The organism is Hymenobacter coccineus (genome assembly GCF_001816125.1).
In the GTDB taxonomy this organism is placed as follows: domain Bacteria; phylum Bacteroidota; class Bacteroidia; order Cytophagales; family Hymenobacteraceae; genus Hymenobacter; species Hymenobacter coccineus.
This window is the reverse complement of sequence record NZ_MDZA01000448.1, coordinates 64,030-76,268: the sequence shown is the minus strand read 5'-3', so window position 1 is coordinate 76,268 and position 12,239 is coordinate 64,030. Positions and strand designations below refer to the sequence as shown.

At 63.1% G+C, this 12,239-nt stretch carries 10 protein-coding genes and 1 pseudogene; 6 read left to right on the top strand and 5 right to left on the bottom strand.

What is annotated here, in order from left to right:
* Positions 1 to 175: 175 nt before the first annotated feature.
* From BEN49_RS24010 to BEN49_RS28535, 3 genes are all read right to left on the bottom strand, one after another.
* Complete coding sequence (locus BEN49_RS24010; protein ID WP_070747350.1) at positions 176 to 1,975, bottom strand: tetratricopeptide repeat-containing sensor histidine kinase; 1,800 nt, start codon at positions 1,973 to 1,975, stop codon at positions 176 to 178.
* A gap of 441 nt (positions 1,976 to 2,416) precedes the next feature.
* The gene (locus BEN49_RS27355; RefSeq protein ID WP_125917195.1) at positions 2,417 to 2,929 is read right to left on the bottom strand and encodes a hypothetical protein; all 513 of its coding nucleotides are present in this window, start codon (positions 2,927 to 2,929) and stop codon (positions 2,417 to 2,419) included.
* Between the two features lie 42 nt (positions 2,930 to 2,971).
* A complete protein-coding gene (locus tag BEN49_RS28535) occupies positions 2,972 to 3,115 on the bottom strand; it encodes a hypothetical protein (RefSeq protein WP_158023069.1) in 144 nt (47 codons plus the stop codon).
* Between the two features lie 398 nt (positions 3,116 to 3,513).
* Here BEN49_RS28535 and BEN49_RS24000 point away from each other — a divergent pair, with 398 nt between their 5' ends.
* From BEN49_RS24000 to BEN49_RS23990, 3 genes are all read left to right on the top strand, one after another.
* Positions 3,514 to 4,101 (top strand): (2Fe-2S)-binding protein, encoded by a 588-nt coding sequence (locus BEN49_RS24000; RefSeq protein ID WP_083326434.1) that lies wholly within the window; start codon positions 3,514 to 3,516, stop codon positions 4,099 to 4,101.
* Between the two features lie 135 nt (positions 4,102 to 4,236).
* On the top strand, positions 4,237 to 5,265 hold the full coding sequence (locus tag BEN49_RS23995; RefSeq protein ID WP_070747346.1) for an FAD binding domain-containing protein: 1,029 nt from the start codon (positions 4,237 to 4,239) through the stop codon (positions 5,263 to 5,265).
* Between the two features lie 5 nt (positions 5,266 to 5,270).
* Entirely contained in the window at positions 5,271 to 7,547 is a 2,277-nt protein-coding gene (locus BEN49_RS23990) for a xanthine dehydrogenase family protein molybdopterin-binding subunit (RefSeq protein ID WP_070747344.1), read from the top strand.
* Between the two features lie 81 nt (positions 7,548 to 7,628).
* Here the strand turns inward: BEN49_RS23990 and BEN49_RS23985 are convergent, their stop codons facing one another.
* Both BEN49_RS23985 and BEN49_RS23980 read right to left on the bottom strand, forming a co-directional pair.
* Positions 7,629 to 8,507 (bottom strand): NAD(P)H-binding protein, encoded by an 879-nt coding sequence (locus BEN49_RS23985; RefSeq protein ID WP_070747343.1) that lies wholly within the window; start codon positions 8,505 to 8,507, stop codon positions 7,629 to 7,631.
* A gap of 76 nt (positions 8,508 to 8,583) precedes the next feature.
* The gene (locus BEN49_RS23980) at positions 8,584 to 9,453 is read right to left on the bottom strand and encodes a helix-turn-helix domain-containing protein (protein ID WP_070747341.1); all 870 of its coding nucleotides are present in this window, start codon (positions 9,451 to 9,453) and stop codon (positions 8,584 to 8,586) included.
* Positions 9,454 to 9,578: 125 nt separating this feature from the next.
* Between BEN49_RS23980 and BEN49_RS29960 the strand changes: the two are divergent.
* The 3 genes and pseudogenes from BEN49_RS29960 to BEN49_RS23965 all read left to right on the top strand — a co-directional run.
* Positions 9,579 to 9,809, top strand: a pseudogene (locus BEN49_RS29960) (XdhC family protein); the annotation flags it as partial.
* A 316-nt stretch (positions 9,810 to 10,125) separates the two neighbouring features.
* A complete protein-coding gene (locus tag BEN49_RS23970; RefSeq protein ID WP_070747337.1) occupies positions 10,126 to 10,725 on the top strand; it encodes an XdhC family protein in 600 nt (199 codons plus the stop codon).
* Positions 10,726 to 11,071: 346 nt separating this feature from the next.
* Positions 11,072 to 12,169, top strand: coding sequence for an alkene reductase (locus tag BEN49_RS23965; protein ID WP_070747335.1), 1,098 nt, complete (start codon positions 11,072 to 11,074; stop codon positions 12,167 to 12,169).
* The last annotated feature ends 70 nt before the right edge of the window (positions 12,170 to 12,239 follow it).

The window sequence follows — 12,239 nt, the reverse complement described above, 5'->3', positions numbered from 1 at the left end:
CGCGGGGGCCCTCCGGCGCGGGCGCGGCCGGCTCCGCGGCGGGCCGGGGGTGGAAACGCAGCGAAAGCGGTGATTCGGGCAGCATGAGAAACGGCGTTAAGCCCGGCGCAGAACGCTTGACAAGGAGTAATATATGAATAAATATTTTTATTTATCCAAGACAGTGCAGCAGACCCTATCCTTCGTCCGGGAGGCTAATGGTGAACTCGGTGAATTCGCCCTCCTGGCTGTCCACGGCCAGCGTGCCGCCGTGGCCCTTCGTCACGATGTCGTAGCTCAGCGACAGGCCCAGGCCGGTGCCCTCGCCGGTGGGCTTGGTAGTGAAAAAGGGCTGGAAAATCTTGTCGCGCACCGCCACCGGAATGCCGTTGCCGTTGTCGCGCACCCGGATGCGCACCGTGCCGCCGGTGCGCCGCGTGGCCACCGCCACCTCGGGGCGGTAGGCCGGGCCGGCGGTTTTGGCCTTCTCGGCCACGGCGTAAAAGGCGTTGGTGAGCAGGTTGAGCAGCACCCGGCTCAGGTCCTGGGGCACCACGGGCACGGGCCCCAGGCGCGGGTCGAAGTCGGTTTTCAGCTCCGCGTTGAAATCCTTATTTTTGGCCCGCCAGCCGTGGTAAGCCAGGCGCAGGTACTCGTCGGCCAGGGCGTTGAGGTCGGTGGGCTGGCGCTCGCCGCTGCGGGTGCGCGCGTGCTCCAGCATGTTCTTCACGATGCGGTCGGCGCGGTGGCCGTGCCGGTAGATTTTGGCCTGGTTCTGGGCCAGGGCCTGCACCAGGGCCCCAATGGCCGGCCCGCCGCTGGCCGAGAGCGACTCGTGGGCCAGCTCGGCTTCCAGCTCGGCCACCAGCTCCACGCTCAGGTCGGCGAAGTTGGTGACGAAGTTGAGCGGGTTCTGCATCTCGTGGGCCACGCCGGCCGTGAGCTCGCCGAGGGAGGCCATTTTTTCGCGCTGCACCAGTTGGTTCTGGGTAGTTTGCAGCTCGGTGAGGGTGCGGTCGAGGTCGTCGCGGTGGGCAGCAATTTCCACGTTCTTCTCGCCCAGGCGGCGGTTGGCGCGCTGCTTGAGGAAGATATTGCGCAGCAGCAGCGCCACCACCAGCACCACGCCCCCCAGCCCGACCAGCGCGGCAAGCATCTGCTGGCGCTGCCGGTAGGCCTTTTGGCCGGCAATTTCCTGGTCTTTCTTCAGCAGCACGATCTGAGCCTGCTTTTTGTCCAGCTCGTAGCCGTAGCGCAGGGCGCTAGTCCGGCGCTGGGTGTCCTCGCCCGAGAGCGTGTCGTTGTAGGCCATCTGCAAGTTCCGGTAGCGGTAGGCCTGCGCGTAGTCGCGCCGCTGCGCGTAGGCCTGCGCCAGGATGTCGCCCGCGTTGCGGATGTTCTCGTTGCTGCGCGACTGCTGGCTGAGCGCCAGCGCGTGCCGGGCCAGCACCACGGCGCTGTCGGGCTGGTGCGCCAGCACGAAGCCCCGGGCTAGCATCAGCTCCACCGAGGGCAGGTTGTACTGGTCGTGCGTGGCCCGCACCAAAGCCAGTGCCCGCCGCCCGTGGGCCAGCGCGGCAGCGAGGTTGCCTTGCAGGTTGTACACCTCGGCCAAGTTGGTTTCGTCCGATGCTTCACTAACGGCATCGCCCAGCTGGCGGCTTAGCTGCAATGCTTGCTGGTGGTAGTACAGCGCCCGCGGCCAGTCCTTCAGCAGCTGGTACGTGGTGCCCAAGCCGTTGAACGCCTGCGAAGCGACTTGCCAATCGCCGGCGCGCCGGCTGCTTTTCAGGGCGGCTTGCAGCATAGGCAATGCGTCGGGGTAGTTGCCCGTATCGCAATAAATACCACCGATGATGGCTTGCAGCTGCATGCGGGTTTTCACATCGCCCGTCTGCTCAGTTAGGGCCAGGGCTTTAAGAGCCGAGGCCACGGCCAGCGCCGGGCTGCCCTGTAGCTTGCTAATCAGGCTGAGCTGCAACAAGGCGTTCGCCATTCCCTGGCGGTCGGCGCGGCGCGTGAAAAGCTGCTGTGCCCATTGCGCGTAGTTTCGGGCCCTTACGTAGTCAGTCTGTCGACGACACAGCGCACTTAGCATAAGCAAAGCCCTCCCCTCACCCGTAGCATCGGCTAGGCGCAGGGCCAGGCGCAGGGCCTTTTGGCTCAGTTGCACAGCCTGCAGCCCATCCACAATGCGCAACTCCCCCGCCAGGGCTTGCAGCCGACGCACTCGGGTAGTATCAGCGCGAGGCTGAGCCCCCAGAAGCTGACGCAAACTGTCGGCCCGTGGCGTTTGACCCACTGTGGGCAGGGCCCCCGAGGCGCAGCACACCATAACAAACAGCGGGACTGTACGGGAATTCATGCGAACGAACGCTTTCGACCAAATTGTAGCAAGAGGCATCGCCAACGTGGCCCCAAGGGTGCAAAGCGAACATTACTTCTTGCCTTGGTTGCGTCTGGGAGGAGGATTATGACCCACTTCTGCCACCCCTAATACATCAGAGTTGACTAAGTTTCCTTTATCCTCGTTCAGGTAGAAGCTGCCAAACGTAAGGAACTCTTTTTCCAACAAACCGAAATGTGCAGCCCGGTACACAACTAGCGTGGTAACCGGGTCCTTCACCTTCAATCCAAGCTGCTTAAAATCTTTAACTATGCTGTTAAACTTTCGCAATGAATCAACTTGAAGAAAAATACTGCTCCCAGTTGGGGCGAGAAGCATACCTCGTATCAAATCCACGCCAGATTCGTCATTTCCCCACCTTGCCTCGTTGGCTTCTTCTACTGTTTGCACAGGCTTTCCAGATTTTAACAATTCGGGAGCGCCTAGCGTTTTGGTAATTAATTGCACTGTGCCAATCCATTTTTCCTCTGGAACGTGCGTAGGTTTTCGCGCTTCAACTGCGTGCGAAGCAGGCGAATAATCGGGAGCTGAATGGTCGGCCATGGTTGGAGGGTGGGGATTGAGGGTTGGGGTTGCGGGCGAGTTTTAAACGGGCGGGTTGTGGCCCACCGCGGCTTGCGGGGCCCCTCCGTCCGCAGCTTCTTCGGCGGCGGACGGAGGGGCTTGGGGGGCAGGTTCTTCTTCGGCTTCCGGCGCGTCGTCGGCTTCGGGGTCTCGGGGCTTTGCCATGCGTGGGGTGGGTTGGATGAGGGAAAAAGAGGGTGCAGAAATGAGGCCTAAATATAAGATATTATTTTATATATAAAATATATAATTCTTAGATACCATTTTCACTTGCCACGACTGCTGCCCCATCCCCTGCCCGCAGGGCCCCCAGCAAGCCAGCACGGCACTTTAGCGGGCGTTATGACTCCCGGAATACTACCAAGATTCTGGCCCGGGGCCCTAACCGCTCACCGGGCAACGCAGCCGCTGCTAGCTGGGTAAGTAATTGCTGGTAAGTGAGCCCCCACGGCTGCCCGTTGGGTTTTTCGCAATTAGGAATTAGTCTAAATATTGCCAGGGCCCTAACCGCGCTGCAATGGCCGCGTAGGCCGGTTATTGACTACTCAATTCCCAATGCTTTTATGAGCCTTCACTTCATCCAGGAGCCGCTGGACCACACCCCGCCGGCCATTGCTCCCACCCAGCCCGTGACGCTGCACATCAACGGCGAGGACCACACCATCCAGATTGCCCCGTGGACCAGCCTGCTCGACGCCCTACGCGAATACCTGGACCTGACCGGCACCAAGAAAGGCTGCGACCACGGCCAGTGCGGCGCCTGCACGGTGCTCATGGACGGCAAGCGCATCAATTCCTGCCTGGCGCTGGCCACCGTGTACCAGGGCAAGCAAATCACCACCATCGAAGGCCTCGGCGGCGAGGACGACCTGTCGCCCTTGCAGCAGGCCTTTATCGACCACGACGCCTTCCAGTGCGGCTACTGCACGCCGGGCCAGATTTGCTCGGCCCAGGGCCTCATCAACGAAGGCCGGGCCAAGACCGAAGACGAGGTGCGCGAGCTGATGAGCGGCAACCTCTGCCGCTGCGGCGCCTACACCAACATCCTGTCGGCGGTGATGGAAGTGCTGCACGACGGCCAAGTGGTGGTAGATAACGGCACGCTGGTCACCATCCCGATGCAGCCCACCCAGTCAAGCTCTGTTAATTAATGTGGAAGATGTGAAAGTTTGAAAATGGGTTTTAGCAGACCATTAGCTGCTGCGCTAAAGCAGTAGTTAGGGCCCCTGGTAAACCGCGCATTTTCACATTCGGCACATTCCTACCACATCTACCACATTAAAACCATGAACAGCTTCACCCTTACCCAAGCGGCGGCCGTTGACGAAGCCGTTAGCGACTTTGCCGGGCACACCGGCGCAGCCTACCTGGGCGGCGGCACCAACCTCATCGACCTGATGAAGGAGAACGTGAGCCGCCCCACCCACCTCACCAGCCTCAACCACCTGAGCGCCCTCGGCCAGATCGAGGACCTGCCCGGTGGCGGCCTGCGCCTGGGGGCCCTGGCCACCAACGCCGACACGGCCTGGAACCCCGAGGTAGAAGTGCGCTACCCGTTGCTGAGCCAGACCATTTTGGCCGGGGCCACGCCGCAGCTGCGCAACATGGCCACCAACGGCGGCAACCTGCTCCAGCGCACCCGCTGCTACTACTTCTACGACCTGGCCACGCCGTGCAACAAGCGCGAGCCCGGCACGGGCTGCTCGGCCATCAACGGCATGAACCGCGTGTGCGGGGTGCTGGGCACCAGCGAGAGCTGCATTGCCACCCAGCCCTCGGACATGTGCGTGGCCCTGGCCGCCCTCGAAGCCGTGGTGCGGGTGCAGGGCCCCAACGGCGAGCGTACCATCAAGTTTGAGGACTTCCACCGCCTGCCGGGCGACCAGCCCGAGCTGGACAACACCTTGGCGCCCGGCGAACTCATCACGGCCATCGACCTGCCGGCGCAGGGCTACGCCAAAAATTTCACGTACCTCAAGCTGCGCGACCGCGCCAGCTACGCCTTCGCGCTGGTGAGCGTGGCGGTGGGGTTGGAAATGGACGGCAACACCATCAAAACGGCCCGCTTTGCCCTAGGCGGCGTGGCCCACAAGCCCTGGCGCGACCAAGCGGCCGAGAAGATGCTGGAAGGCCAAACGGCGTCGCCCGACCTGTTCCGCCAGGTGGCAGCCAAGGTGTTCGAGTCGGCCATCGGCTACGGACCCAATTCCTTCAAAATCGAGTTGGGGAAGCGCGCCATCGTGCGCGCCCTCAAGCAGGCCACCGAGATGGACCAAGCCCTCGATTCCAACGCCTTTCTGAATACTAATCCGTAATCCATATGAGCCAGACTATCGCCACCCCGCCCACCGTGCGCTTGGATTCCGACGTTATCGGCAAGCCCATCAGCCGCCCCGAGGGCGCGGCCAAAGTATCGGGCGCGGCTAAGTACGCGGCCGAGTACAACGTGCCCAACCTGTGGTACGGCTACATCGTGGACAGCCCCATCGCCAAGGGCAAAATCCTAAAAATTGACGTTGATGCCGTGCTGGCTTTGCCCGGCGTAAAGCAGGTGTTCACGCACGAAAACGTGCCTTCTTTTGCCTGGTTCGACCGCAGCTACAAGGACGACGTGGCCCCCGGCGGCTCGCCGTTCCGCCCGCTGCACGAACCCGAAATCATGTTCAGCCAGCAGCCGGTGGCGCTGGTGGTGGCCGAAACCTTCGAACTGGCCCGTTACGCCGCGTCCATCCTGCGCATTGACTACGAGGTAGACGAAAACTTCAATACCGACCTCGAAAAGGCCCGCGCCGCTGGCAAAGGATTTGACGCCCCCAAGGGCAAAACCGGTTTCTTGCCCCCGCCCAAGCCCAAGGGCGATGCCGAAGGGGCCTTCAAAGCCGCGCCGCACCAGGTAACGGGCGAGTACACGCACCACGCGCAGCACCACAACCCGATGGAGATGTTTGCCACCACCGTCGAATGGCTAGGCGATGGCAAGAAGATGAACATCTACGACAAGACGCAGGGGGCCCCCAACGTGCAGCAGTACCTGCGCAAGATCTTCAGCCTGAGCAAGGAAGAAGCGCGGGTTGTGTCCAAGTTCACGGGCGGCGCCTTTGGCGCGGGCCTGCGTCCGCAGCACCAGGTGTTCATGGCCGTCATGGCGGCGTTGGAGCTGGAGCACTCGGTGCGCGTGTCGATGACGCGCCAGCAGATGTTCAGCATGGGGCACCGGCCGCACACCATTCAGGACATCAAGCTGGCCTCCGACGAGCAGGGCTACCTGCAATCCCTACAGCACACGGCCTTTGCCGAGACGTCGCAGTTTGAGGACGAAACCGAAACCGTCGTGAACTGGTCGGGCATCTTGTACAAGTGCGACAACTCCAAGTTTGGGTACGAGCTGGCCAAGATTGACGTGGACACCCCCGCCGACATGCGGGCCCCCGGCGCGGCCACCGGCTCATTTGCCATCGAGTGCGCCGTCGACGAGCTGTCATACAAGGCCGGCGTCGACCCGCTGGAATTCCGCCTGCTCAACTACACGTACTCGGACCCCACCGAGAACAAACCCTTCAGCAGCAAGCGCCTGATTGACTGTTACCACGAGGGCGCCAAGCGCTTTGGCTGGGAACAGCGCAACCCCGAGCCCCGCTCGATGCGCGAAGGCAACATGCTGGTGGGCTGGGGCATGGGCACCGGCTGCTGGGATGCGTCGATGCAGAAAGCCGCCGCCAAGGCCAGCCTCTCGGCCGATGGCAAGCTGACCGTGCACAGCGCCACCAACGACCAGGGCGCCGGCACCTACGTGATTATGACCCAGATAGCCGCCCAAACCCTGGGCCTCCCCCTGGACCAGGTGACCTTCGTGCTGGGCGACACCAACCTACCCGAGGCCCCCCTGCAGGGCGGCTCCTGGACGGCCGCATCGGTGGGCTCGGCGGTGCAGGCCACGTGCCAGGAAGTGGGCAAAAAGCTGCTCAAATTGGCCCAGAAGATGGACAACTCGCCCCTCGACGGCGTTGCCTTTGAGGACGTGCAGTTTGCAGACGGCCACATGCGCGCCAACGAGGACATCACCAAGTCGGTGGCCATTACGGAGGTGTTAGCCACCAGCGGCGAAGCAGCCGTGGAAGCGGAGTCGAGCGCGCAGCCCAACCCGATCAACATGCTGAAGTACTCCATGCACTCGCACAACGCGGCGTTTGTGGAGGTGAAAGTGGACGAAGACCTGGGCACCATCCACGTAACCCGCGTGGTGAACGCCGTGGCCGCCGGCCGCATCCTCAACCCCAAAACGGCCCGCAGCCAAGTGCTTGGCGGTACGGTGTGGGGCATTAGCATGGCTTTGATGGAGGAGGCTTACCTCGACAACAACCTCGGCCGGTACATGAACCACAACTATGCCGAGTACCACGTGCCCGTCAACGCCGACATCCACAAAATCGACGTGATTTTTGTGGAAGAGGAAGACGACCACGTGAACCCCCTCGGCGTAAAAGGCGTCGGCGAAATTGGCATGCTCGGCGTGGCCGCCGCCATTGCCAATGCTGTGTACCACGCCACCGGCAAGCGCGTGCGCGACCTGCCTTTGACGATTGACAAGCTGCTGTAATAACAGCATTTAGCCAGCAAAAACGCCCCGCAGCATGATGCTGTAGGGCGTTTTTTATTTAGCATCAAGCTGTCCGCCGCGTCAAAAAGCTGCCGCGAACTCCTTAGCAAAATCCTCCAGCTTCACCTTGCCCAGGGTGGGCTTGTGTTGCTCGTAGTCTTCGCCCAGGGCCCCGGTCCGGATGCTGGTGTAGATGTCCGCAATTTCGGCGGCCCGGTCGGCGGGTAGGCCGTGGCTTACCAGGTTGTGCTGCATCTGCTCGTCGGTGAGGGGCACCCAACGCAAATCGGGCTGGCCGATAGCGGCGCCGAGGGCCTGGGCCACTTCGTCGGCCGTGCGCTCGTCGCTGGCGATGTAGCGCACCGTCAGGCCGGCGGGAGTTGGCGTCGTCAGCTCTTCCGCGGCCGCGTGGGCAATATCCGACTGGTGCACGAAGGCCACGCGGGTGCTACCGGGGTAGTTAACGCCGATGATACCTGCCGCTTTTATCATGCCAGCAAAGCTGAACATGTTGGTGTAGAAAGAAGTGGGGCGCAAACGCGTCAGGGCGATGGCGGGCACTTCGGCCAGGATGCCTTCCACGTCGTGCGAGCCGAGGATGCCGCCCGTGCCCGCCGCTAGGTGGGCGCCCCAGCTGCTGAGCTGCACCACCCGCCGCACGCCCGCCCGCTGAATGGCCTGGGCATAATTACGGCCGATGCGCTGGTGGTACGCCCGCGAATCGGCGACGGCGAATTTGGGCGGTACCATTAGGTACACGGCGTCAGCGCCGGTGAAGGTCTTGGCCAGGAAATCCGCGTCCTCTACCGAGCCGATGGCGGCGGCAGCGCCCAAGGCTTCGATTTCGGGTTGCTTGTCGGGCTTGCTGCTGACGACCGTGACGGAATGACCCTGCTGCACCAGCTTGGTGGCCAGGGGCTTGCTGATGTTCCCGAGGGAACCGGTTACGATAATTTTCATAGCACAAAGCTCCGCCCGCCAGCAGCGCGCCGAAAGGGCAAAAGGACGGAAAGGTTGGGCCAAAGTGCGGCAAGCCCTACGCCCAGCGCTGCCGGTAGGCCGCCGGCGAGGCCCCGGTACTTTTCCGAAAGAACCGCCCAAACGTGGACTGGTCAGCAAAATGGAGCGTGTCCGCAACTTGGCCGATGGTGAGGGCTGGGTTTTGAAGTAGCACGCTGGCTTCCAGCAGCACGGCTTCGGCCAGCCACTCCGCGGCGCGTTTGCCCGTGGTTTCTTTCACGGTTTCGGCCAGGTGCTTGGGGGTGATGCAGAGCTTATCGGCGTAGAAAGCCAGGCCGCGCTCGGTGGCGTAGTGGCTGTTGACCAGCTTCTTAAAGTCGGCGGCAATCAATTGGCTCCGCGTCTGGGTGGGTGGCAACACGTGCTGCGCGCTGTAGATGGGCGCGACTTCGTGCAGCAGAATGTGGAGGAGGCTGCGCAGGATTTCTTCCCGGTATGCGTGGGGCGCCTCGTACTTCTGCTCAATGGCCCGCAGCAGGTTGGCGATGCCCGCGGCTTGTGCTGGAGGTAATTCAAAAACGTGCCGGGCATCCCGCTCAAAAAAGGCGAAGGTGTCGAGGTTCAAGCCGCCGTGGGCCGCAATAAATTGCTTGGTAAAAAAGATGCTCAGCGCGTCCAAGTCGGCCGACATGAACGGCCACTGCTTGATGACGTAGGGCGAGAGCAGCATCAAGGAATTGGGCCCCACGTCGTAGGTTTCCAAATTGACGTTCAGGCGGGCACTGCCGCGCAGGCAAAGGCCAATTTTGTAATAATCGCTGCGGTACGGCAGGTCGATGGGGAGCTGGGTTGGCGCGGAATGGGGCCCCAGGAAGAAGAAGGCCGCCGGTTCTTCCGCTGGTTCGGTGAAGGTATTTAATTGATAAACGGGGATGGTAGCGTTCATAAGGGCAAAGTACGCGCCGTTGGTTGGGTGCCAAGCGCCTACTTAGAACCGTGCTTCTGGGAAGGCGGTTATCAGCAACCCCGCCCCGCCGCCGGGCGTACTGCCACCACGCATCTTTTTCTGCAATGACCGAATTACAACGCCTATTCCTGGCCTACGACCAGCACCGCGCCGCCCACCGCCCCTGCGCCCTGGCCACGGTGGTGGAAGTGCTGGGCTCGGCCTACCGCCGCCCGGGGGCCCGCATGCTCGTGACGGAAGACGGCGAGCTGACCGGCGCCATCAGCGGCGGCTGCTTGGAGGGCGACGCCCGGCAGCGGGCGCGGCGGGCCATCTTCCGGGGCGAGCCGGCCTTGGTGACTTACGACACCCGCGACGAGGACGACCCGCGCCACGGTCTGGGCCCCGGCTGCCAGGGCGTGGTCCGCATCCTGCTGGAGCCGCTGAACTTTGCCGACGACCACAACCCGCTGGAGCTGCTGCGCGGCTTTGCCCAGCACCCCGCGCCGGCCGTGCTGGCCACCGTGTTCGAAACCGATGCTACCGGCCTAAAAGCCGCCGTGGGGCAGCGGGTGCTGCTTTCGGCCGCCGGGGCCCTGCGCGGCACGCCGCTGCTGGCCGCCCCGCTGGCCGAAGCAGCCCGCGCCACGCTGGCCCAGGGCCCAGTCGCAGGTGCTGGACGTGGAAACCGACGGGGGCCCCGTGCGGGCCCTGCTGGAAGTGCTGGAGCCGCCGCTGCGCCTGGTGGTGTACGGGGCCGGCAACGACGCCCAGCCGCTGGTGCACTTGGCCGGCTCGCTGGGCTGGCACATCACCGTGGTGGACGGCCGCCCCAACCTGGCCACCGCCGCCCGCTTCCCCGAGGCCGCCGCCGTGCAGTTGGTGCCCGTAGCCGCGCTGGAAACCCAGACGCCCGACCCCGGCGCGTACCACGTGCTGCTCAGCCACAACTACGCCTACGACCTAGCCGCGCTGCAAACGCTCCTCCCCTCGCCCGCGCCCTACATCGGCCTGCTGGGGCCCCGCCTGAAAGCCGCCCGGCTGATGGACGAGCTGGACCTGAGCGAAGCCGAGCGGGCGCAACTGCTGCGTGAGCGCCTGCACAGCCCCATCGGCCTCGACCTGGGCAGCGAAACCCCGGAGGAAATTGCGCTGGCCATCGTGGCCGAAATCCAGGCGCAGCGCAGCGGCCGGCAGGGCCGGCCCCTGCGCGAGCGGGCCGGTACGGTGCACATCCCGGCGGCCGTCGGCGCGGGCGCCGCAGTGGCTTAACACCCGCTAACGCCCGTGGAGCTGGGCAAAACTGCGCAGCAGGCCAGGCCGCGTGGCGCGCTGTCTCATGTAAGCAGGAGCCGGCGGCGGGCCAGCCTTTTGCCCGGGCCCCACCGGCATTGGCGCCCGGCGGCGCCGTGCGCACCGCGCCGTTCGTGCACCGCATCCGGGCTGGCGCTGGGTGCCAAAGCAGTTTGTAACCAAACAGATTACAATACAGCCTCTTACCACATAAATGCCTTACTATTAGCCCTGGGGCCCGAACAATCTGGGTCCACGGCCACTTATAAGGCGCTTCCAACCGGAAGCTTTTCCCTTTACTATTCATCCCCGCATCAAACCGACAATGGCTGAGCAACCGCTTCTGACCCCTTACCAATCCGATAAGCTGAATTTGAAAAACCGCGTCGTTATGGCACCCATGACGCGCAGCCGCGCCGACAACCCCGGCACCTTGCCCAACGACCTGATGGTGACCTATTATGACCAGCGCGCCTCGGCGGGCCTCATCATCACAGAGGGCACCTACGTGAACCGCGAAGCCTCGGGCTACATCAACGTGCCCGGCATCTACACCTCCGAGCAAGTAGCAGGCTGGCAGAAAATTACCAGCGCCCAGCATAAGTTAGGCGGCAAAATGTTCGTGCAATTGTGGCACGTAGGCCGCGTATCGCACCCCGACCTGCTCGATGGGGCCCTGCCCCTGGCCCCTTCCGCCATCAACCCCCACGACAAGGTGTACACGCCCACCGGCTTCCAGGCAACGGTGGAGCCCCGGGCCATGACCACGGTGCAGATCAAACAAACGGTGGCCGACTTTGCGCAGGCCGCCAAAAATGCCATCGAAGCCGGTTTCGACGGCATGGAGATTCACTCGTCTAACGGCTACCTGTTCCACCAGTTTTTCAACGGCACCAGCAACCACCGCACCGACGAGTACGGCGGCTCAAACGAAAACCGCGCCCGGTTTTTCTTCGAAGTGCTCGACGCCATCAAGGCCGCCGGCGTGGACATGGGCAAGGTGGGCGTGCGCCTCAACCCTTCGCTCGATGGCCTGTTCGGCATCACGATGGATGCGGACACCATCCCCACGTTCGACCTCATCATCAAGCGCCTCAACGACTACGGCCTTGCCTACCTGCACTTGAGCGAGCCATTTACCGACGTGAGCAAGATTCCGTTTGCTGAGCCACACATCGCCAAGCACTACCGCCCCCTGTACCAGGGCACGCTCATCATCAACGGGGGCTTCGACCAGGAAAAGGGCAACAAAGTTGTGGCCGACGGCGACGCCGACCTGGTGGCCTACGGCACGCTCTACATCTCCAACCCCGATTTGGTGGAGCGCTTCGCCCAGAACGCGCCCCTGGCCAAAGGCGATAAAGACACCTTCTACGCCCCGGGCCCCAAAGGCTACACCGATTACCCCAAGCTGAACGCCTAACCGGCGACGGCTAATTTCGGGCCGGTGGCTGGGTGGTTACGCGTTGCTTGGCAATGCGCAATCACCCAGC